Annotated in this window: 15 protein-coding genes and 1 other RNA gene; 11 read left to right on the top strand and 5 right to left on the bottom strand. The window is 69.2% G+C overall.

From position 1 onward, the window contains the following. Positions 1-66: 66 nt before the first annotated feature. The 8 genes from A7B20_RS14025 (at position 67) to A7B20_RS13990 (ending at position 5,758) form a co-directional block, all read left to right on the top strand. On the top strand, positions 67-261 hold the full coding sequence (locus tag A7B20_RS14025; RefSeq protein WP_102109212.1) for a CsbD family protein: 195 nt from the start codon (positions 67-69) through the stop codon (positions 259-261). 54 nt (positions 262-315) lie between these two features. After that, positions 316-667, top strand: a transfer-messenger RNA (tmRNA) gene (ssrA, locus tag A7B20_RS14020). Positions 668-744: 77 nt separating this feature from the next. Then, positions 745-1,971, top strand: coding sequence for a glycosyltransferase family 87 protein (locus A7B20_RS14015; RefSeq protein ID WP_102109211.1), 1,227 nt, complete (start codon positions 745-747; stop codon positions 1,969-1,971). A 117-nt stretch (positions 1,972-2,088) separates the two neighbouring features. Continuing rightward, on the top strand, positions 2,089-3,333 hold the full coding sequence (gene chrA / locus A7B20_RS14010) for a chromate efflux transporter (RefSeq protein WP_102109210.1): 1,245 nt from the start codon (positions 2,089-2,091) through the stop codon (positions 3,331-3,333). A gap of 82 nt (positions 3,334-3,415) precedes the next feature. After that, on the top strand, positions 3,416-3,871 hold the full coding sequence (locus A7B20_RS14005) for an SspB family protein (protein ID WP_102109209.1): 456 nt from the start codon (positions 3,416-3,418) through the stop codon (positions 3,869-3,871). 73 nt (positions 3,872-3,944) lie between these two features. Further along, positions 3,945-5,336 (top strand): class II fumarate hydratase, encoded by a 1,392-nt coding sequence (gene fumC, locus A7B20_RS14000; RefSeq protein ID WP_102109252.1) that lies wholly within the window; start codon positions 3,945-3,947, stop codon positions 5,334-5,336. Between the two features lie 7 nt (positions 5,337-5,343). Further along, on the top strand, positions 5,344-5,526 hold the full coding sequence (locus A7B20_RS13995; protein ID WP_102109208.1) for a DUF4169 family protein: 183 nt from the start codon (positions 5,344-5,346) through the stop codon (positions 5,524-5,526). Next, a complete protein-coding gene (locus A7B20_RS13990; RefSeq protein WP_102109207.1) occupies positions 5,519-5,758 on the top strand; it encodes a ribbon-helix-helix domain-containing protein in 240 nt (79 codons plus the stop codon). Before A7B20_RS13995 ends, A7B20_RS13990 begins: the two co-directional genes overlap by 8 nt. Before the next feature lie 49 nt (positions 5,759-5,807). Here A7B20_RS13990 and A7B20_RS13985 read toward each other — a convergent pair whose 3' ends face one another. Then, complete coding sequence (locus A7B20_RS13985) at positions 5,808-6,446, bottom strand: TetR/AcrR family transcriptional regulator (RefSeq protein WP_102109251.1); 639 nt, start codon at positions 6,444-6,446, stop codon at positions 5,808-5,810. A 116-nt stretch (positions 6,447-6,562) separates the two neighbouring features. Here A7B20_RS13985 and A7B20_RS13980 point away from each other — a divergent pair, with 116 nt between their 5' ends. The 3 genes from A7B20_RS13980 (at position 6,563) to A7B20_RS13970 (ending at position 11,131) form a co-directional block, all read left to right on the top strand. Next, positions 6,563-8,608 (top strand): NADH:flavin oxidoreductase, encoded by a 2,046-nt coding sequence (locus A7B20_RS13980; protein ID WP_102109206.1) that lies wholly within the window; start codon positions 6,563-6,565, stop codon positions 8,606-8,608. 175 nt (positions 8,609-8,783) lie between these two features. Then, positions 8,784-10,040, top strand: coding sequence for an aromatic ring-hydroxylating oxygenase subunit alpha (locus A7B20_RS13975; RefSeq protein WP_102109205.1), 1,257 nt, complete (start codon positions 8,784-8,786; stop codon positions 10,038-10,040). 71 nt (positions 10,041-10,111) lie between these two features. Beyond that, positions 10,112-11,131 carry an FAD-binding oxidoreductase gene (locus A7B20_RS13970; RefSeq protein WP_102109250.1) on the top strand — a complete coding sequence of 340 codons (1,020 nt, stop codon included), beginning with the start codon at positions 10,112-10,114 and terminating at the stop codon, positions 11,129-11,131. Positions 11,132-11,324: 193 nt separating this feature from the next. Here A7B20_RS13970 and A7B20_RS13965 read toward each other — a convergent pair whose 3' ends face one another. From A7B20_RS13965 to A7B20_RS13950, 4 genes are read right to left on the bottom strand one after another with little or no spacing between them, the layout of a single operon-like run. After that, positions 11,325-11,897 carry a hypothetical protein gene (locus A7B20_RS13965; protein ID WP_102109204.1) on the bottom strand — a complete coding sequence of 191 codons (573 nt, stop codon included), beginning with the start codon at positions 11,895-11,897 and terminating at the stop codon, positions 11,325-11,327. A gap of 15 nt (positions 11,898-11,912) precedes the next feature. After that, on the bottom strand, positions 11,913-13,430 hold the full coding sequence (locus A7B20_RS13960; RefSeq protein ID WP_102109203.1) for a hypothetical protein: 1,518 nt from the start codon (positions 13,428-13,430) through the stop codon (positions 11,913-11,915). After that, positions 13,427-15,496: a YncE family protein gene (locus tag A7B20_RS13955; protein WP_102109202.1), complete on the bottom strand. Its 2,070-nt coding sequence runs from the start codon at positions 15,494-15,496 to the stop codon at positions 13,427-13,429. The genes A7B20_RS13960 and A7B20_RS13955 overlap by 4 nt, the downstream gene beginning before the upstream one ends. 12 nt (positions 15,497-15,508) lie before the next feature. After that, on the bottom strand, positions 15,509-21,112 hold the full coding sequence (locus A7B20_RS13950; RefSeq protein ID WP_172961019.1) for a cupredoxin domain-containing protein: 5,604 nt from the start codon (positions 21,110-21,112) through the stop codon (positions 15,509-15,511). Positions 21,113-21,545: the final 433 nt, after the last annotated feature.

The following is a 21,545-nucleotide window of genomic DNA, read 5'->3' as shown; positions in this document are numbered from 1 at the left end:
GCGCGTTCACAGCGCATCTCCGCGGCGCGTTTCGCCGGAAGGAGCCATCCTCGAAAGGACATCGTCATGAGTGAGATGAGCGACAAGGCCAAGGGTGCGGCCAACAAGGCGGCCGGTGCCGTGAAATCCACCGTGGGCAAGGCCACGGACAACAGGCGCCTGGAATCCGAGGGCGAGGCCCAGAAGGCGAAGGGCCATGCGCAGTCGGCCTCGGGCAAGGTGAAGGGCGCGATCAAGGACGCGGTCGACGGCAAGCGGTGACGCCCCCGGCGCAGGACCGGAAATGACCGAAGGCGGCCCCGGGGCCGCCTTCTCCGTCTTGAAAAGCGCTGCCGCCGACCCTACTATCAATGCTGTCCGGTTCGCCGGACTATGGTGATAAACGCGCAGGTAATAAGCGGATTGGACCCGGGGGCGGTACCCGGCGGCTCCACCAAGATCCCTTGTTGGGGGACCATGGGGCCGAAACAGGATCGACAAACGTCTAAAGCTGTTGCTTTCACCCGGTGAGGTACCACCGTTATCGGTCCGTAAAGTATAGTTGCCAACAACAACCATGCTCCGGTTGCTCTGGCCGCCTAAGCGGTTCGAGTGATCGAAAATTAAGTCCTTGCGCCTAGCCGCGTAAGGCGGGGTTCGCAGGCACCTGGCAACAGAAGCCTGCACTTTCTCCCCGAATGCCCCGCCCGCGCCACGTTGCGGCCATGTCTCCCGACGAACGTCCGCCCGAAAGGGAGACGCCGGATGCAACCTGACGATTCACCCGCGACCACAGCGCTCGAGTCGCGCCTGGCCACGCTCGGCAGGGTGTTCATCCTAGCCCTGGCGCTCGGGGTGCTGGCGTGCCTGCCGATGCTGGCGGGCGGCAGCGGCGGAGTGCCGGGCTTCGGCGGCGACTTCTCGGCGTTCTGGAGCGCGGGCCGCCTCGCGCTCGAAGGCCGCCCCCTCGCCGCCTTCGATCCCGACACCCTCCTGGAACTCGAACGGCAGGCGGCAGGGATCGGCGATGTCCTGCTCTGGCACTATCCGCCGACCTGGCACCTCGCCGTCACGCCCTTCGCCCGGTTGTCCTACCCGGTAGCACTGGTGCTGTTCCTCGCGCTGTCGCTCGGGCTCTGGGCCGCGGCGCTGCGGCGGCTCGGCGGTCCGCTGCCGGGTCCGGTCTTCGCGGCCTTCGCCCTGGCCCCGGCGGTCTGGATCACGGTAGGACAGGGGCAGAACGGACTTCTTACGGGCGCGCTCGCCTGCCTCGCCCTGGCCGGGATGCGGGAGGGTCGGACGGGCTGGATCGCGCTCGGTGCCGGGCTCCTCGTCATCAAGCCGCATCTGGGGTTGCTGCTGCCGGTGGCGCTGCTTGCCTCGGGACAGGTGCGCGAGACGGCCGCGGCCGCCGCAGTGGCGGTTGCCGGCATCGCCGTGTCGCTCGCCGCCTTCGGGCCGGAATACTGGCGGATGCTGGCCGCGGACGGACCGGCCCTCGGTGCCGCGATGTGGTCGGGCGATCTCTGGGACCAGCAGGTCACGCCCTTCGCCGCGCTGGCGCGGGCGGGCCTGGCGCCGGGCGCGGCGCTGGCGGTCCACCTCGTGCTGGCCGTCGGCCTCGTGGCGCTGGTCTGGCGGCTGTGGCGCTTCGGCGGCGCGTTCGAGCCGCGGGCGGCCGCGCTGTTGCTGGCGACGCCGCTGCTGCCGCCCTATGCCTTCCACTACGACCTCTGCACCACCGCGGCGGCGCTGCTGCTGCTCTACCGGCACATCCGGCGGACAGGCGCGGGGCGGGCCGAGCTGGCCGTGCTGTCGGCGCTGTTCCTCGCCCCGCCGTTCCACCGCCCCCTGTCCGAGGCGCTTGGCATCGGCGTCATGGCGCCGCTGCTCCTGCTCGGGCTCTGGGTCTGCTGGCGCCGGGCGCATTCGGCCGTGGATCCTCGGGACGTTCTCGACGGCGAAACGTCAGAGGTCGGCAGCACCGCCTGACCGTCACCGACGTCGAAGCGCAGGGCGCTCCACAAGGTCCTTGCCTCGTCCCCTGCCCCGTGCCAGCCATGCCGGGACGACGGCGGAACAGGCGCAGCCATGGCGACGGCCCCAGGCATGAGAGAGCTCTTCGCCGTCTTCGGGCGCATCGGCCTTCTGTCCTTCGGCGGCCCCGCCGCGCAGATCGCCCTCATGCACCGCGAGCTGGTCGACCGCCGCCCCTGGCTCACCGAACGCGAGTTCCTGAACGCCCTCTCGTTCTGCATGCTGCTGCCCGGCCCCGAGGCGATGCAGCTTGCCACCTATGCCGGCTGGAAGCTGCGCGGCACCCCCGGCGGGCTTCTCGCGGGGCTGCTGTTCGTCCTGCCCGGCGCGCTGGTCATCCTCGCGCTGTCCATCGGCTATGCGCTGTTCGGCGGCGTGCCCCTGGTCCGGGCGCTGTTCCTCGGGATCCAGGCAACCGTCGTGATCGTCGTGGTCGAGGCGCTGCTGAAGGTCGCGCGGCGCGCGCTGAAGGGGCGGGCGCACTGGATCGTCGCCGCGCTCTCCTTCCTCGCCATCTTCCTGTTGCACCTGCCCTTCCCGCTGATCATCGCCCTCGCCGCGCTCTGGGGCGCCGCGACCGCCCGCCCGGCCGGGATGCCCGCTCCGCCCGCGGGCCAGAGGCCGCGCACCCCGGCGACGGTCGCGCTCTGGCTCGGCCTCTGGGCCGCGCCCCTCGCCCTGCTGGCGGCGCTCGGGCAGACGTTCCTGCTGGAAGTCGCCCTGTTCTTCTCGCGCCTCGCCGTGGTCACCTTCGGCGGCGCCTATGCCGTGCTCGCCTACATGACGCAGGAGGTCGTGGCGCACCACGGCTGGCTGACCACGGCCGAGATGATCGACGCGCTCGGGCTGGCCGAGACCACGCCGGGACCGCTGATCCTCGTCACCCAGTTCGTCGGCTTCCTGGCGGGCTACGGCGCGGGCGGGCTGCCTCTGGCGCTCCTCGCCGCGACGGTCACGCTCTGGGTCACCTTCGTGCCCTGCTTCCTGTGGATCTTCGCCGGCGCGCCCTGGCTCGACCGGATCGCGGCGCGCCCCCGGCTGACGGGCGCGCTGGCGGCGATCACCGCGGCGGTGGTGGGCGTGATCCTGAACCTCTCGCTCTGGTTCGCGCTCCACGTCCTGTTCGCCCGCGTCGAGTCCGTCACGCTCGGGCCGCTGCACCTGCTCCGCCCCGATCCCGCGACCCTGTCCTGGCCCGCCCTCGCCCTGACGGCCCTTGCCGCGCTCCTGCTGCTCGGGCGGCACTGGCCGCTGCCGCTGGTCCTCGCGGTCATGGCGGCGGCGGGCGCGGGGCTCCACGCGCTCGGCGCGACCTGACGACAGGAAGAAATCGCCGGAGCCAGACTTGGCATCGCATCCGAATCCGATATTGTGGAGCGAACGCACCCGGGGACCGACGATGTCGCGCAGGATCGATTACGGAAATCTGATGCACCGCGCGATGCGGGGCCTGATCCAGGAGGTGCTGACCGGCGTCGCCGCCAACGGCCTGCCGGGGGATCACCACTTCTTCATCACCTTCGACACGCTGCACCCGGATGTCGAGATCGCCGACTGGCTGTCCGACCGTTACCCCGAGGAAATGACCGTGGTCATGCAGCACTGGTTCGACAACCTCGAAGTGACCGACGACGGCTTCTCCGTCACCCTCAACTTCGGCGACAACCCCGAGCCGCTCTACATCCCCTACGACGCGATCCGCACCTTCGTGGACCCCTCGGTGGAGTTCGGCCTGAGGTTCGAGACCCAGGACCACGACGGCGACGACGATCCCGAGGACGACGACGACGGCGACGACGCCCTGCCGAGCCCCGCCGCGCAGGTCGTCAGCCTCGACAGCTTCCGCAAGACCTGAGCGCGCGCCGCCGGAATTGCCTTTCCGCCCGGCCCCGCCTAAGAGGTTGGCCGAACAGCAGACGGAGGCCGAGATGAGCGCAACCCGCACCGAAACCGACAGCTTCGGCCCCCTCGAGGTGCCCGCCGACAAGTACTGGGGCGCCCAGACCCAGCGGTCGCTGATGAACTTCCCCATCGGCTGGGAACGTCAGCCGGTCGCCATCGTCCGCGCGCTCGGCGTCATCAAGAAGGCCTGCGCCCAGTCGAACAAGGCCACCGGCAAGCTCGACGGAAAGATCGCCGACGCGATCATCCAGGCGGCGGGCGAGGTCATCGACGGCAAGTTCGACGACAACTTCCCGCTGGTCGTCTGGCAGACCGGCTCGGGCACCCAGTCGAACATGAACGCCAACGAGGTCATCGCGAACCGCGCGATCGAGGTCCTCGGCGGCGAGATCGGCTCGAAGAAGCCGGTGCACCCGAACGACCACTGCAACATGGGCCAGTCGTCGAACGACACCTTCCCGACGGCCATGCACATCGCCGCCGCCACCACGGCCCACGAGGTGATGCTGCCCGGCCTGACCACGCTCGCCGAAGAGCTGGAGCGGAAGGCCGAAGAGTTCCGCGACATCATCAAGATCGGCCGCACCCACACCCAGGACGCGACGCCCCTGACGCTCGGCCAGGAATTCTCCGGCTACGCCCAGCAGATCCGGAACGCGATCCACCGTATCGAGCTGGCGCTGCCCGGCCTCCACGAGCTCGCCCAGGGCGGCACCGCCGTCGGCACCGGCCTCAACACCTCGCAGGGCTGGGCCGAGGACGTGGCGGCGCGCATGGCCGAGATCACCGGCCTGCCCTTCGTCACCGCCCCGAACAAGTTCGAGGCGCTGGCGGCCCACGACGCCATGGTGTTCATGTCGGGCGCGATCAAGGCCGCCGCCATGGCCTGCTACAAGATCGCCAACGACATGCGCCTCCTCGGCTCCGGTCCCCGCTCGGGCCTGGGCGAACTGATCCTGCCGGAGAACGAACCCGGCAGCTCGATCATGCCGGGCAAGGTCAACCCCACCCAAGCCGAGGCCCTGACCCAGGTCTGCGCCCACATCCTCGGCAACGACGCGGCGATCGGCTTCGCGGGCTCGCAGGGCCAGTTCGAGCTGAACGTCTACAACCCGATGATGGCCTACAACCTGCTCCAGTCGATGACCCTGCTCGGCCAGGCCGCGGACAGCTTCACCCTCAGGATGCTGAAGGACACGAAGGCCAACGAGGAGCGGATCGGCAAGCTGATGCGCGAAAGCCTGATGCTGGTCACGGCGCTGGCCCCCACCATCGGCTACGACAACGCCACCAAGGTCGCCAAGACCGCCCACCGGAACGGCACGACGCTGCGCGAAGAGGCCATCGCGCTTGGCTTCGTCGACGGCGAGACCTTCGACGCCGTGGTGCGCCCCGAGAAAATGATCGGCCCCGAGTGAACCCGCGATGAGCGACACGCCCATCAACCTCAACCGCGCCCGCAAGGCCCGGGCGCGCGCCGAGGCCAGGGCGAAGGCCGACGCCAACTCGGCGAAGCACGGCCGCACCAAGGCCGAGAAGGCGCTGGAGGCCGACCGCAACGCGAAGGCGGCCCGCACGCTCGACCAGCACAAGACCGGGGATGATTGACCGGCCGCGGAAGCACTCGCTGACGCTCCGGGGGCACCGCACCTCGGTCTCGCTCGAGGACGACTTCTGGGAAGGCTTCCGGGCGCTGGCCGCGGCAGAGGGGCGCCCCATCAACGACCTCGCCGCCGAGATCGACGCGAAGCGCCACCCCGAGACGGGGCTCGCCACGGCGATCCGCCTCCACGTCTACCGCGCGGCGCGGGACGGCCGGGCGGGGCGGCCTCGGGGGTAAGCTGCGAGCACCCGGTCGGCGCTCACCGGCACCTCTTCGGCCCGAGACTTCACGGGCCGGACAGGCCCAGCCTGGCGCAAAAGCGCTCCATCTCCTCCGGCCTCGGCGCCTGGCCGGCGAAGGTCTTCACGTAGTTCGGGATCCGCGAGAGGCGGAGGGCGATGTCCTCCTGCATCTGCATCGAGATGTAGCCGACCTGCACGAGGTACATGGTGCGCGCGCGCACGTCGGCCTCGTCGGAGTCGCAGCCGAAGCGGACGAACATGGCCTGGAGCGCGGCCAGCCGCTCGGCATCGGCCGCGGCGGTCAGGGCGGCCACCTCGTCGGAGTTCATGGCCCAGCCGCGCACGGCAAGGTCGAGACGGGGTTCGAAGCCGTCCGACAGGAAGACGCCGATCACGTTCAGCACCGCCTCGGCGATCGTTTCGGCATAGGCTTCCGTGGCCTGGACGAGAGGCGCCGTGTTGCTCCGGTGCCAATCGTCGAGCAGGGCCCGCAGCAGCTGCGCGCGATCCTCGAAGAACCAGTAGAAGCTCGTCCGCGCGAGGCCGACCTTCGCGGCGAGCGGCTGGATCTTCACCGCGTCGACACCCGACTCGATCAGCGTCTCACGGGCGGCGGCAAGCCAGAGCTCGCGCGACCCCCGCCATCCGCGGGTCTTCTCATCGGGATCTGAAACCTGTGTCATCGGCGGCATCTAGGCGCGAACCGGCGGCCAAGGCAAGCGAACTCAACACGTCTGAACATTTAATTGACACAACTGTACATTCGCGGCAATCCTGCGGCGATCAACCGGAGTCGCCCATGTCCACCGATCCCCTCCTCCAGCCCTACACGCTCAAGCATCTCACGTTGCGCAACCGCATCATGACGACGAGCCACGAACCCGCCTATCCCGAGGACGGGATGCCGAAGGAACGCTATGCCGCCTACCACGCCGAGCGGGCGAAGGCGGGCGTGGCGCTGGCGATGACCGCCGGATCGGCGGCGGTGTCGAAGGACAGCCCGCCGGTGTTCAACAACGTCCTCGCCTACAAGGACGAGGTGGTGCCGTGGATCCGGCAGCTGACGGACGCCTGCCACGACCACGGCTGCGCGGTGATGATCCAGCTCACCCACCTCGGGCGTCGCACGGCCTGGAACAAGGGGGACTGGCTGCCCTCGGTGTCGTCGTCGAAGCACCGCGAACCGGCGCACCGGGCCTTCCCGAAGCGGGCCGAGGACTGGGACATCGCGCGCATCGTCTCGGATTTCGTCGACGCGACCGAGCGGATGCAGGCGGGCGGCATGGACGGGATCGAGTTGCAGGTCTACGGCCACCTGCTGGACCAGTTCTGGTCGCCGCTGACCAACGACCTCGACGGGCCCTATGGCGCGCAGACGCTGGACAGCCGGATGCAGCTGCTGATGGACGTCCTCACCGGCATCCGGAAGCGCGTGGGCAGCGATTTCATCGTCGGCCTGCGCTACACGGCCGACGAGGCCGAGGCCGGGGGGATCACGCCGGAGGAAGGCATCGAGATCTCGAAGCGGCTGGCGGCGACGGGGCTCGTCGATTTCCTGAACGTGATCCGGGGCCGCATCCACACCGACCCCGCGATGACCGACGTGATCCCGGTGCAGGGCATGAAGAACGCGCCGCATCTCGACTTCGCGGGCGCGGTGCGCAAGGCCACGGGAATGCCGACCTTCCATGCCGCGAAGATCCCCGACGTGGCGACGGCCCGCCACGCGGTTGCGGCGGGATTGCTGGACATGGTCGGCATGACGCGGGCCCACATGGCCGACCCCCATGTCGTGAGGAAGATCATGGAGGGGCGCGAGGAAGACATCCGCCCCTGCGTCGGCGCCACCTACTGCCTCGACCGGATCTACCAGGGGGGAGAGGCGCTGTGCATCCACAACGCCGCCACCGGGCGCGAGCTGACGATGCCCCACACCATCGCCCCGGCGGCTGAGCGGAAGACGGTGGTGATCGTCGGCGCGGGGCCGGCGGGTCTCGAGGCCGCCCGGGTCGCCGCCGAGCGGGGCCATGCGGTGACCGTGTTCGAGGCGCAGGGCGATCCCGGCGGCCAGATCCGCCTCACCGCGCGCAACCCGCGGCGGCGCGAGATGATGTCGATCATCGACTGGCGGATGGCGCAATGCGCCGCGCGCGACGTCGCGTTCCGGTTCAACACCTGGGCCACGGCCGACGACGTCATCGCGCTGGATCCCGACGTGGTGATCGTGGCCACCGGCGGCCTGCCGAACACCGAGCTGTTCGAGAAGGGTTCGGACGAGCCCCACGTCGTGAGCGCCTGGGACCTCATCGCGGGCGACGTGAAACCCGCCCAGAGCGTGCTGATCTACGACGAAAGCGGCGATCATCCGGGCCTGATGGCGGCCGAGGTCGCCGCGGAGGCCGGGTCGAGCGTCGAGGTGATGACCCCCGACCGCACCTTCGCGCCCGAGATCATGGGAATGAACCTCGTGCCCTACATGCGGTCGCTGCAGCACAGGGACGTCACCTTCACCGTCACGCGCCGCCTGAAGGGCGTGACGCGCGAGGGCAACCGGCTGAAGGCCGTGATCGGCACCGACTACAGCGCTCTGACCACCGAGAAGGTCTATGACCAGGTGGTGGTCAACTACGGCACGCTGCCGCTGGACGAGCTGTACTTCGAGCTGAAGCCGCTGTCGTCGAACGGCGGGGCGGTCGACCACGACGCGCTGATCGAGGGGCGGCCGCAGGACGTGGTGGCGAACCCGGAGGGCCGGTTCCGCCTGTTCCGCATCGGCGACGCCGTCAGCGCGCGCAACACCCACGCCGCGATCTACGATGCGCTCAGGCTGGTGAAGGACATCTGAGGGCGCGCGCCGTCGCGTTTCCCGCGCCCTGTGTCGCAATTTTCGACGCGTGCGGCCGGGCCCCGTGCGATGCCGCGCAAAGAAGTCACGGGGCGGTCCGCCGCCCGGTGGATCGCCCCGCAACAATCGCAGTCCAAGGCCCCGGCCGCTGCATCCCGCCTGACCAGGAGTCGCAATGCTTCGCCAATCCGACGTTCTCTCCGCCCTGATGCGCAGAAAGCCCGCCCACTCGCTTGCGCAGGAGCTGTACTGCGACGCGGGCGTGTTCCAGGCGGACATGGAAGCGATCTGGTATCGCGAGTGGCTCTTCGCCCTGCCCTCCTGCGAGATCCCCAAGGCCGGGAACTACGTCGTCCACGACGTCGGCGCCTATTCGGTGGTGATCGTGCGCGGCAGCGACGGCGAAATCCGCGCCTTCCACAATTCCTGCCGCCACCGCGGCTCGGTCCTGTGCAAGACGAGGAAGGGCTCGAACCCCAAGCTGGTCTGCCCCTATCACCAGTGGACCTACGAACTCGACGGCCGCCTCCTCTGGGCCCGCGAGATGGGGCCGGACTTCGACGCGTCGAAGCACGGACTGAAGCAGGTCCACTGCCGCAACCTCTCCGGCATGGTCTACATCTGCCTCGCCGACGAGGCGCCCGCGATCGAGGACTTCGCGGTCCGGACGGCGCGCTACCTCGCGCCGCACGACCTCGAGAACTCGAAGGTCGCCTTCGAGAGCACGATCGTCGAGCACGGCAACTGGAAGCTGGTCTGGGAGAACAACCGCGAATGCTATCACTGCGCGGGCAACCACCCGTCGCTGTGCCGGACCTTCCCCGAGGATCCCCGCTTCATCGGCAGCGCCGCGGGCGGCGGGCTGAACGACCTGCAGCAGCAGCACACCGCCCGCTGCGAGGCGGTCGGCGCCCCCTCGGCCTTCGTGGAATCGCCCCTCGGCGACTGGCGCTACGTGCGCACGCCGCTTCTGGACGGCGCCGAGAGCTACACGATGAACGGCAAGGTGGCGGTGTCGAAGCCGAACTCCTCGATCCCGTTCCGCGACGCGGGTTCGCTGCTGAAGTACAAGTACCCGGGCTGCTGGAACCACTTCCTGTCCGACCACGTCATCCTGTTCCGCGTCACGCCGATCAGCCCGATGGAGACCGAGGTCTGCACGAAGTGGCTGGTCCACAAGGACGCGGTCGAAGGGCAGGACTATGACCTGCAGCGCCTGACCGAGGTCTGGATCGCGACCAACAGCGAGGATCGCGAGGTGGTCGAGAACAACCAGCGCGGCATCCTTTCTCCGGCCTACGAGCCCGGACCCTATTCGCCGATCCACGAAGGCGGCAACATCCAGTTCGTCGACTGGTACGCCGCCACGATGATCCGCGCGATCACCGGGGCCCGCGCCGACACCGGCGCCGCGCCCATCGCGGCGGAGTGAGCGCGGTGGGACTGGACCTGGACCTGAGGGCCTCGGAGGACGACGGCATCTGGACGGACGACGAGCCGCTGATGTGCTGCGCCGTCGTGCCCGAGGCGCCGAACACCGCCACCTTCAGCTTCGTCTCGCCCTCGGGACGGCAGTTCCGCTACGAGCCGGGACAGTTCGTCACCCTCGAACTGCCGGTGCCCGGCGGGACGCTGTGGAAGACCTACACGATCTCGTCCTCGCCGTCGCGGCCGCTGACCCTCGGGGTGACGGTCAAGGCGCAGGCGGCCAGCATCGGCACGCGCTGGATGCTGGACCACCTGAAGCCCGGCATGCAGATCAAGGCGACCGGCCCGGCGGGCATCTTCACGCTGCCCCGGCGGGAGAAGAAGAAGTACCTCTTCATCTCGGCCGGATCGGGGATCACGCCCTCGCTTTCGATGACGACCTATCTCTACGACCGCGGCACCGACAGCGACGTGACCTTCGTGCACTGCGCGCAGCGGCCGCAGGACATCATCTGCCGCCAGCGGCTCGAGCAGATGGCGTCGCGGGTGCCGTCGATCCGGCTGTTCTTCATCGTCGAGCAGGACGACCCCTACCGCGTCTGGACCGGCCTGCGGGGTCGGCTGAACCAGCTGATGATCGGCCTGATCGCGGGCGACTACCTGGAGCGCGAGGTCTACTGCTGCGGCCCCGAGCCGTTCATGGACGCGGTGCGCGAGATGCTGATCGCGCTCGGCTACGACATGGAGCGCTATCACCAGGAGAGCTTCGTCGCACCGGTGAAGAAGGAAGAGCAGCTTCCCCAGCACGACGACGTCGTCCCCGACGAGGAGGCCAGCGCCAGCGTCACCTTCGCCCGCTCCGACGTGGCCGCGGACTGCAAGGAGACGGACACGGTGCTTGCCGTCGCGCGGACGGCGGGCATCGTCATCCCGTCCGGCTGCACCTTCGGCGTCTGCGGCACCTGCAAGATCCGCAAGATCGCGGGCGAGGTCCACATGGTGCACAACGGCGGCATCTCCGAGGACGACATCGCGGCGGGCTACATCCTCGCCTGCTGCTCGAAGCCGATGGGTGCGATCGAGGTCGACGTCTGAACCCGGCCGCCCCCGTCAGGACGGCCGGGGCGGCGCGCGGCGCGTGCCGGGAAGCGCGCGCGATGTCCGGATGCGGCCGGGGCCGACCCGCGGCGAAGGCCGAAGACTGCGCCATGGCGTCGCGCCCGTGGCGGGCAGTCCGGCCCGGACCGCTGCGCTGCGCCTCGATATCTGCCCCGGCCCGTCGAGGACGTCAGACGATATTGCCGACCGGTGCCAACAGCTCCATCCGGTTGACCGCGAACTCCACCGGATCTTCCTGCCCGCCGCCGTCCACCAAGGCGACCCGGACGATCATCCGGTCGATGCGGTCACTGTCGCAACTGGCGCCGATGAAGACGCATCCGCCTATGGCGCCCATCTTCTCCACCTCCACCGACTCCATGGTCGTGGTGTCGGCAAGCACGAGGCTGACCTTGAAGCCCTGCCCCGGCACGACCGCGGCCGGCGCCGGTTCCACGTCGAGTCCGACACCGCGCACCGGGAGGTCGAAGCTCAGCGCGAAGGACTGGCTCGGGATCTGGTTGGTCGTGATCAGGACCTCGCCCGGCGTCGGGAAATGGCCGTTGAAGCTCAGGCCCTGCGTCAGGCGGCGCATCTGCCGGGCGTCGTCGATGGCGCACCATGACCGTCGCTGCGCCGAGCGCATGCGGGTGAAGCGCAGCGTGTTCCCGTCGGAGGCAATGCCGGTCCAGGGCTGGAAATCCGCTTCGGGATCGGCGGCGAAGGTCGCCCGGTCGGGAACGTCGGTGATGTTCAGTGCCATGGCGGAGTCCCTCGGCTACAGCGGCTTCGGCCGCGGACCACAGTTGACGGCCGCGGGTCGCGGCACGGCGTCCGGCCATGGATCGAGCGGGCCGACGACAGGTCCGGCGGCGCCGGTCGTCGTCAGCGGACCCGAGCCCTTCAGCAGGAACGGCAGGCAGTCGAAGTTGTCGGGCAGGATCGGATCGCCGAAGACCTTGTTCTCCGCGAAGATGAACTCCCCGAAGGGCGCCACGTACTGGCCCGCCACCAGGCCGTGGGCCGCGAGCGGAAGTTCCGGCACGGGCTGGCCATCGAGGTTCGCACCGCTGGCCACCCGCGCCATCAGTTCCCGCGGCGCACCGACCAGGGTGCCACCCGCGTCGAACAATGCGTTGGCGCGGGAGCCGAGGATCAGGCGGTATCGCCCCAGGGGCGCAGGCTGGGCCGGGACGGTGTTGAACAGTCGCAAGGTCGTGCCGCCCGTGGTCTCGTTCACGTCGATCGCGTAGAGCTCGATCGCCCGGCTGGGGTCGGTCGTGACCCCCTCGATCTTAAGCCGGTCCTGGGTCTCCTGCGGAAGGGTGTTGCCGGGCACGGCCGGATCCCGCGGGATCAGGGGGCCCTGGGTGCCGATCAACGACCCTTCGATCAGCACATAGGCCGGGTCGACGCCCGGCGCCGTGTAGATGCCGACGTTCGCCTCGACCGTATGGGCCGAGACGTAGAGATCCGCCCCGTCCTTCGCCAGCGTGCCGGCGTAGATGATGTAGTCCCCCGGCATCAGGGGGGCCTGCCGCGTCTGGTCGCAGCCCGGGCACGGCGGGATCGGCAGCGCCCCGGCGGGCGATCCGGGCAGACCCGCGGGCCCCATCACGAAGGTGCCGAGCGGCGCGCCGTCAGGGCCGAGGGGGCGATTGGCGGCGGGGCATTCGCCCGGCGCACCGGCATGGGCGATGCACATCGGATAGCCGGTGCCGGCATGGATCGTCGGGTTCGCCTCGTCGACCATGAAGCGTTCGTCGGCCAAGGGATCGGGCGGCGCGAAGACGCCGTTCGGATCGTTGATGCGGATCCGGGTGACCGGCTGCGCCGGGGCGGCCGGATCAGGGTCGGCGACAAGATGGATCTCTCCGTCGGGGCCGATGTCCCTGATGTAGCCCGCCCCTTCGGCCAGCGAATGCTGCGAGATCCAGACCAGTCCGGCGATGTAGCGCGCGCCGACGATGTTGCCCACCACCGTCGCCTCGAAGCTGGCCAGGGGCGGCGGGTTGTCGGCGAGGGCGAGACCCGAGTTCACCCCCGGCGCCGCGGGGTTCAGCTCGACGATGTCCTTCGCCGTCAGATACCGCGCCGGCATCTGGATGATCAGGTTCTTCGGCAGGGTCACCTCGATCCCGTGCACCTTGATGACGGCTCCGGACAGGGGATCGGTCTGGTCGTCGACGGTCAGGCTCTCGATCTGGCCGACCAGCAGGAACTGGTGCGCCATGTCCTGCGCCATGGCAGTGCCCGGCAGAAAGGCCGCCAAGGCGGCGAGGATGAAGCGTGTCATGGGATGATCTCCTTCTCGCCGACTTCGATGACTGGCGGCGCGCCGACACTGAGATAGAGGGGCTGGCGATCCGCAAAACGCATCCCGAGGGAGGCCACCTCGAGACTGAGGCCGTAACGGCCGGGTTTCGGGAATGTCCATGCCCCGGCATAGCGCCCGTCGCCGAGGCCGGTCGCCCAGGCGCGCGCCTGCCAGGTGCCGCCCGTGGAAAATGCCAGGAGCCTCACGTCCTTCAGCCCATCGCTCGGCGCGCCGGTGGCCTCGTCGACCAGACGGATGACGACCCTGCCGGCGTGGCGGGCGACGAGGGTCGCGTCCTCGACCGGCTCGACGCGCAGCGCCACGCGGTCGACCTTTTCCGCGGTCGGCGCAGCGGGCCGGGCCGTCGCGCTGAAGCAGGACACATGGCCATCGGCATCGACCGCGATCGGAATGTCGTAGGTTCCGCCGAAGGGCAGCCTTGCCGTCGTCTCGTACAGGCCGGGCAGGACTTCGCGGAAGCCCCGGTCGATGGTCATCAATCCCTGCACGCTTTTGCCGTAGGTCTTGACCGTCCCCATCGGGCTGTTCATCCCTTCCATGTAGTAATAGGCGACGGCCTCGTCCGCGTTGCCGACAAGCGCGCCGTGACCGTAGGGCGCGACCATCGTCGCCCGCGACAGGGCCTCGCGCGGACGGACGGGGCTCGCGGCGGACTGGATGTCGATGGGCGCGATCCTGCCCTCTGCAAGCTCTGCCAGGTCGACGACGGTGAAGTGATCGCCCGCCAGGCCCCGGACATAGACGTAGTCGTGCGAGAAGGTCACCTCGACCGGCTGTCCGGCCACGCGGCCTTGCGCCACCGTCTGGTTCATGCGGGTGTCGATCAGCGTCATCGTGTCCGTGTCGCGGTTGAGCGCGATCAGATGGCGCTGCGCCGGGACGATGGCCATGGCATAGACACCGGGCGCCGTGGCGATCTGTCCGCGCAGGCCCAGCTTCGCGGGGTCCAGCGCGACGATCCGCGTCGCGCTGCGGGACGCCGCGTAGAGCGTGCGGTCGAGGGGCGACCAGGCGAGCGACGGCTCTCCGGCGTCGGTCTGTCCGCTGGCGATCCGCCTGCCGGTCTCGGTGTCGATGCGGACGATCTGCCCGTCGGACGATGCCGCATAGAGGCTGCCGCCCCCGTCGCGGACCATCGCGACCGGAGCGGGGCCGACCGGGACGGGCGTCGTCTGGCCGGTGCCGTCCGGGCGGGCGATGGTGACGGTGCCGGGGGCCGAGAGGTAGACCGCCAGTTCGCCCCGCACCAGGGCCAGAAGGCGCGTCGGCATGCTGCCCTTGGGCAATTCGATCAGGCCGGTGATCTGGAAGGCCCGCGTGTCGATGACGGCCACGGCCCCGAAGACCGGCAGCGAGACGTAGACGGTCTGGCCGTCGTCCGACTTCGCCCAGTCGGCCGGGACGCCGGGCAAGGGGATCACGCCCTCCATCTGGGTGATGGTGAAATCGACCTGCGGATTGACGACGGCGATGGATCCGTCGCGGTTCAGCACCAGCATCCGCGACGTGTTCAGGTCGACGTCGGGCCGCGCCGTCACGCGCCCCTGCGTGAACAGCCTGGCCTTGGCGCTGCAGGGCAACTCCGCCGAGACCTGCGCATTGCGCTGCAACATCATCCAGCCCGCGATGCTGCGCCCCGAAACGGGCAGGCCGCTGGCGCCGTCGGTGATCTTCACCGTCGCGCGCACCTCCTCGCCCGCGACGATCCCGTCCCCGTCGACCGGGCTGAGCGCGAAGCTGACCTTTGCGGTGTCCGGGTCGAAGTCCGTGGTGAACGGCATCTGCCAGGCGGCTGCGGAGTGCCGCGGCGCGCCGTGGCCGTGGTCGGCCCCGGCAGGAGTTGCCGGGTCTTCGGCGGCAACTTCGATCGGCGGGAACCGGGTGTCATCGGCGCTGCAGATTTCGCCGGTCAGGTAGAAGGGAACCCCTGCGCTTGTGTCGCGGCGCAGGAGCGGGGCGGCAAGAAACGCTGCGGCGGTTGCCGCGGTTGCTGCGGCCAGGACGACGACGGGTGCGTGGGGCATGGCCATCTCCGGTCACTCGCAGACCTGGGTCAGGCCGGTGCGGTCGTCGCGGATCACGCCGCCGTCGCAGGCCGCCGGATCGAAGACCCGCATGATTCCCCACTGACCGCCGCCGAAGGCAAACCCGAGGGGAGTGCGATAGAGGAAGTCGCCGGTGATGTTCTCGACCCCGCCTGCCCGCTCCAGCAGGACGTTCTCGTGCCGCCCGGGACCCACCGCGTTGACCACGCCGACGCGGTTCTGCGGCCCCGGATCGGCAGTCTGCACCGTCGATGCGTCGCTCCACGGGTAGTTGACCCAGTCGTGGCCCGACAGCGTGAAGGCCCCGTTGCGCGGATGGCCTGCGGGCTCGACGATGCGGAACCGCACCGGCGTGCCCGCGGCGACGGTGAAGAGCGGTGTGGACGGATCGCCGAAACCGTCCTCGGGCTTCGACGACAGAAGGTTGCCGTAGTCGTAGTCCATCATCGTTTCGGGATCCGCGGCCGGGTTGGCGTCGAGCCGGGTCCAGAACGGCTCGAACCGGTAGTTGAACGCCTTCTGGCCGGAATCCTCGGCATCGTCGCCGTTGCGCAGGTTCGCCAGCGCCTCGCCGCGGTAGCGCAGGCTCGCGTCGTTCTGGTAGATCACGACGAACTCGCGGAACGGCGTCTGCCCGGGCACCGTCACCGTGGCCGCGGCATTGAGGCACTGGCGCCGGTTCTCGGGCGTGACGTCGTCGCGGCCCCGAAGCACGTCGCAGTCGGTCCGCCAGGTCGCATCGACCGGCTCGATCACCAGCGCACCGATCAGGCCGTGCGATCCACCCTTGATGACATCGGCAAAATCCTGCAGCCCGGCGACGCCGAACTCGACCGGGGTGAAGGTCGGCGCGGCGTCCCCTGCCCCCTTGGTCCAGTCGCCCGCATACCAGCGATAGGTGACCCGGTTGTCCCAGAGGTACTTGCCGTCCGGCAGGCTGTCGGCGCTGCCGCAGAACTCGCTCCCGGCCGCGGCATCGCAGGGATAGGCCAGCGTGGTGTTGTTGAGACCGACGGCGGAGCCATCGTTCAGCACCGCGTTGCCCGCGACGAGCTGGGCATGCAATCCCACCGCATCCGACATGCGCACCTGGTTGAAGTTCAGGCCGTCCGCGATGGGCGGCATCATGTTCCACGACCAGTTGGCCGGATCGGTCAGGTCCTCGGGCTGCAGGACCAGCATGTTGGTCAGCTCGACCTCGATGCATTCTCCGGCACGGGCGCGCAGGATCAGCGGCTCGGGTGCCTTCGCACCGTCGCGGATCAGCGCGAGGTCGGAGGCGTCGCGCGCGACCTCGGTCACCAGCGCCGGCGGGGGGCCGCCCGCGGGCGTCGGTCCCTGCGTGTCGATGCCCGCCAGCACGAAGATCCGCGCGTTCGGATCCGTGATGTCGCGGCTGCCGTGATAGGACGGGCCACCGCCGGCAAGGTCGCTCAGCCGCCACGCCTCGACGCGGAAGATCCGGCGCGGCAGTTGCGGCGCGCAGTTGTCCTGGAACGCGTTCACCAGCATGTCCGACGCACCGTTGGTCGGCAGCCTGGACAGCGGGGCCGGTCCGCCGCCCGGACGGGCCATCAGCTGATCCTGCGCGACGACCCGCATCAGGCCCCATTGCCCGTCCCAGAAGTTGTCGGTCGCAGTGGTGCCGTAAAGATGGTCCTTGCTCAGCTGCGGCGACGGGTCCTGGATGTTGATGTTGAACTCGAAATGTTCGGAAATGCCGATGTGCTGCGCGGCGCGGTAGCCGCTGTTCGCCGATCCGGGGACCGCCAGCCACTTGGTGCCGTTCAAGAAGAAGATGTGGTTCTCCTCCTGCGCGCCCTGCACCAGGCGGATGTCGACGTCGTCGCCCTCGCGCGCCGCAAGCAGCGGCGTGCCGGGATCGCCGTCGCGCCGCAGCCCGGCGGGCTCGGCGCAGAGATGATCCTCGGTGTCGACGCAGTCGCGGGCGAGGTAGTTCTCCATGAAGATGCGCCGGGTGTCGTAGACCAGCCCGTCGGCGGCGATGGCGTCGCGGATCGCCTGATCCTGCCCGGCATGGGCATGGCTGGAGAAGACGTTGGCCAGGTCGCTCGGGTCGCAGAGGGCGGCCACCACGCGCGCCTCGCAGGCCGCGGCTTCGGCGGGGCCCCATGGTCCGTCGCGGCAATCGCTGATCCGGACGTCCGGCAGGGTCGTGCCGCCCACCTCGCGCGCGGTTTCCAGCGCGGCCCTGCAGGCGGATGCCCGCGTCGGATCGAAGGTCCGCAGCGACCACTTGCCGTTGTCGTTCGCCTGCCCGACCCGTCCCGGCACCGGCTCGTTGCGGTAGTTGATCACCTGCCCGCCCGGATCGCTGACCGAGATGCCTTCGGGCCGGGGCAAGGTGGAGTCGAAGACCATCTCGGGGAGGTCGTGGTCCAGCTGGCCCGGCGGGCTGATCGGCTTGTTCTCCGGCGGCGCGGTGTAGAGCAGCGCGAAATCGGCGATCGCCATGTTGTATTCGCGGGTGCTGCGGGCCGGCGCGCCGTCCCGGCCAGGCACGACGATGTTCGCGGCAAACGAGGTCGGGCCGCCGTCGGCACGCTTCACGACCTGTGCACCGGCCTGCTCGCCGCCGAATGTCTTGCCGGCGAGCGACTGCCAGCTCGATCCGTCGGGTTCGATGACCAGGGCGGCGTAGAAGCCGTGCTGCTGCGCCGAACTCGGGCCGAAATGGTCGTGGGTGAAGACGGTGCGGATCGACCGGTCGACGCCGTTCTGGTTCAGCAGCGGATCGGCCCACCAGCGCTGGATCGTCGATTGCGCGCCGCACCAGGGATGCGCCGCCAGCGCAAGCTCGGCCGCCTGCGGATCCGCCGGAAGCGTCGCCGGGCACTGGCCGCGCGGATCGCCCGCCAGAGCACCGCCGGGCCGGAACAGGCGGTGCGTCAGGGGCCGCAGCTCGGCCGTCCCGCGGAAGGCGTTGCTGGCGATGATCCTCTCGCGGATCTCGTCGGGCGAGAAGGTGCCGTCCTCGTAGTTCCAGCCGTTGCCGGACCCGTCGGAGGCGGTCACGTCGAACTTCACCAGATGGATGTGCTGCCCGACCGTGTCGGTCGGCGTGAACACCTGGAAGTCGTCGAGGTTCAGGTTCGACGGCATCAGGTTCGTCGCCTCGAAGACCACGCACTCGCCGGAGTTCGCCCGAAAGAAGAACGGCTCGGGCGCGCGGCTGTGGTCGAGGATCGCGGCGGCGTCCTCCTCCAGCGCGATGATGCGGGCCTGCGGATCGTGCCAGCCGTGCTTGTTCACCGGCATGTCGAATTGCAGGTAGGCCGCCCGGTACCGGCGTTCCGCCGCAAGCTCCCGCCACAGGCCGGGATCCTCCGGATCGTCGCCCGCCTTGCCGAGATAGAACCGCTTCGCGCAGGGGTCCGCGAAGGGCGCACCGGGCATCGGGGCATAGCCGTTGACGCGGAACAGCACGCTGGTGTCCGCCGAGTTGCAGGTGCCGTCCGACAGGCAGCTCGGGTAGGCCTTCTCGGGCACACCGTAGAGCGAACGCTCCACGGTCACGGCGTCGGGGCCGAGACCGGCGTGGAACTCCATCGCGGTCTTCTCCTCGGGCGTGCCGTCGAGCGGCAGCTTGCGGATCCAGGCCTTGGTCAGCTTCGCCGCCAGACCGAAGAGCGCCGGGTTGGCGTTCTGTTCGCGCACGCGGGCCGCGATGCGGTTCGCCTGCCCCATCGGGTCGTCCTCGGGGATGGTCGTGTCGAAATACTTCGCCTCCAGGTCCTTGGGATTGCCGTCGGCGTCCGTTCCGAAGGGCGCGGTCCCGGTCTCGCGCTCTCCGGCAAGAACGACGTGACGCATCAGGGTGTCGGCCGTATCCTCGGCATAGGCATCGGGGTCGATGTCGAGCGGCGCCTGCGGCGGACGATGGCCGGGGATGCCCGCGACATAGAACGGATAGCCGCGGAACCCGGCACTGGGCATCGGCGGCAGCGGTGTCTCGGGCATCGGCACGACGGCGGGGTTGGGCGTGCCGCCCGCGATCTCTCCGTCCGGCAGCGCGCGGTCGGCGGTGCCCGCCTCGAACACGTCATGGGTGCGCCACAGCTCCCACATGCCCTGCGCGAAATGCGGGTAGAGGTGGCAGTGGAAGATCGAATCGCCCGGCGTCAGGTTGCGGTTGCCGGAACCGCCGTAGTGAACCTCGTAGGTGAAGGATGCCCCGGGCGAGATCGTCTGGCTGTCGAGGTAGACCGAATCCGGATCGTGCCAGTCCTGGGTCCACTGGTGCGCGTGCAGGTGAAAGACATGGGTCTCCTTCGGGCCGGCGTGCAGGTTGCGGAACCGCACCGGGTCGCCGAGGTAGGAGTGGTGCACGTTCGACGGATCGTCGGGATAGAGCGCGCGCAGCGCCTTGCCGTCGGCATCGCGGTCGATCACCAGCGCCGGATCGCCCATCGCCCAGGAGGTCAGGAAGAACTCCTCGAGCTTGCATTCCACGCAGTCCCTGGCCGGTCCGATGCCGGCGCGGTTGGCCAGCACCATCGCGCCCAGCCCGGCGGCACCGTAGTTGATCCCCATGCCGTCGCGAAGCGCGTGGATCGGGTTTTCCTCGTCCTCCAGTTCCCGGAAGGCCTGAACGGCGGTCAGCTCGTCGTGGAAGATCACGGTGAACTCCCGGAACGGCTGGCCACATGCGCTGCCGGGCCCGAGGATCAGGTCGCAAGGCTCTCCGTTCGCGCTCACGTCGACGATCGCGTTGATGTCGCTGTGCACAAGCTCGCGGTCCGCGTAATCGTTCCCGGAGAGCGGCATGACCATGTTGAGGATCGGCACACCCGCCGCATCGGCGACGTCGTAGTCGCCGATGACCGGCGTGCCGAGTTCGGTCGTTCCGGTCGTCGCGGCGGCCAGTTGCGGCCCCGTCACCTGCGAGCGATACCATGAGGATCGGGCCGGTTCGACGTTGACCGACCCGAACAGGCCCAGCCCCAGCTGCCCGCCGTCGCCCTCCCCGCCCGCGGCCGCGGCCATCGAATAGAGGAGGTAGCCGCCCTCCTTCCTGGCGATCCAGGTGTAGGTCTTCGTCTCGCCCGGCGCGGCCAGCGCCGAGGGATTGAACCCCACGTCGGTTCCGTCCGACGCGATCGATCCCGAGAGTTCCAGACCGTTGACGTGGATCGACGCCGACCGTGTCGCCGGCTCGTCCGAGTCGATGGAGATCTCTTCGAACGTCTGGGGATCGACGACATGCTCCTCGCCGTCGCGGTCGGGCGACAGCAGGTTCGTGAACTCGACGCGCAGGCAGTCACCCTCGTTCACCCGAAGGACGATGGGACGGGGGCGCTTGTCCTCGCGCAGGCGCACATTGCCCGCCAGCGCCTCGTCCGTGGCGGCATCGGGCAGCAGCGGGATCGCGTCGCCGTCCGCAAGACCGCCCCCCGCCCCCCCCTCGCCGTCACTGACCACCACGTCGCGGCGCAGCGCATAGAGCATCCCGCCAGGGTTGAACGCACCGAAGCGGTTGTAGACGTATATTTGCTCGAGCGCGACGACGCGGGCGAGCACGGTGTTCCGGGCCGTGCAGACGGGGGATGCCGCCGCTGGAGGTGTGATCGGCACCGGCTGTTTCTCGGACCCTTCAATGGCCGCCACCGCTTGGTGCGCCAGCACGCAAGACATTGTAAAAGCGAATAAAATTACAGAGATCGACCGGAAGGCTACAGCATAGGTCATGGAAAACCTCCACATGCTGCCATAAATTTTCGGAATCTGAGAGGGGCGCCGGCGGAATCCGGCGAAGAAATCGGAAACGTCCCAATCTGAGCAAGTGGTTTCAATAGCGATTGACGTAGAGTAAACCCAAGGCGGATTCCCGTCAAGGTAGAATGGAGGCTTCCCTTGGGCGGGAGGGATATCCGGTCACGTCGGCTCTGTTGCGCAAATCACCTGGCGACCGAGGTTCCCCTTTCCCCGGACAGACTTATCCCACGGCCTCTGTGACGGGGATGCCGAGCGCGGTGTAGCCGTTGAGGACGGCTATGCGGACCTGGAG

This window comes from Oceaniglobus roseus (genome assembly GCF_002869745.1).
Lineage (GTDB): Bacteria > Pseudomonadota > Alphaproteobacteria > Rhodobacterales > Rhodobacteraceae > Oceaniglobus > Oceaniglobus roseus.
This window is presented reverse-complemented; position numbering and strand designations above follow the sequence as displayed.

Excerpts from the sequence above, each read along its gene's own strand:
- A7B20_RS14025 (WP_102109212.1), top strand. The coding sequence starts at position 67 with ATGAGTGAGATGAGCGACAAGGCCAAGGGTGCGGCCAACAAGGCGGCC.
- A7B20_RS14015 (WP_102109211.1), top strand. The coding sequence starts at position 745 with ATGCAACCTGACGATTCACCCGCGACCACAGCGCTCGAGTCGCGCCTG.
- chrA (WP_102109210.1), top strand. The coding sequence starts at position 2,089 with ATGAGAGAGCTCTTCGCCGTCTTCGGGCGCATCGGCCTTCTGTCCTTC.
- A7B20_RS14005 (WP_102109209.1), top strand. The coding sequence starts at position 3,416 with ATGTCGCGCAGGATCGATTACGGAAATCTGATGCACCGCGCGATGCGG.
- fumC (WP_102109252.1), top strand. The coding sequence starts at position 3,945 with ATGAGCGCAACCCGCACCGAAACCGACAGCTTCGGCCCCCTCGAGGTG.
- A7B20_RS13995 (WP_102109208.1), top strand. The coding sequence starts at position 5,344 with ATGAGCGACACGCCCATCAACCTCAACCGCGCCCGCAAGGCCCGGGCG.
- A7B20_RS13990 (WP_102109207.1), top strand. The coding sequence starts at position 5,519 with ATGATTGACCGGCCGCGGAAGCACTCGCTGACGCTCCGGGGGCACCGC.
- A7B20_RS13985 (WP_102109251.1), bottom strand. The coding sequence starts at position 6,446 with ATGACACAGGTTTCAGATCCCGATGAGAAGACCCGCGGATGGCGGGGG.
- A7B20_RS13980 (WP_102109206.1), top strand. The coding sequence starts at position 6,563 with ATGTCCACCGATCCCCTCCTCCAGCCCTACACGCTCAAGCATCTCACG.
- A7B20_RS13975 (WP_102109205.1), top strand. The coding sequence starts at position 8,784 with ATGCTTCGCCAATCCGACGTTCTCTCCGCCCTGATGCGCAGAAAGCCC.
- A7B20_RS13970 (WP_102109250.1), top strand. The coding sequence starts at position 10,112 with ATGTGCTGCGCCGTCGTGCCCGAGGCGCCGAACACCGCCACCTTCAGC.
- A7B20_RS13965 (WP_102109204.1), bottom strand. The coding sequence starts at position 11,897 with ATGGCACTGAACATCACCGACGTTCCCGACCGGGCGACCTTCGCCGCC.
- A7B20_RS13960 (WP_102109203.1), bottom strand. The coding sequence starts at position 13,430 with ATGACACGCTTCATCCTCGCCGCCTTGGCGGCCTTTCTGCCGGGCACT.
- A7B20_RS13955 (WP_102109202.1), bottom strand. The coding sequence starts at position 15,496 with ATGCCCCACGCACCCGTCGTCGTCCTGGCCGCAGCAACCGCGGCAACC.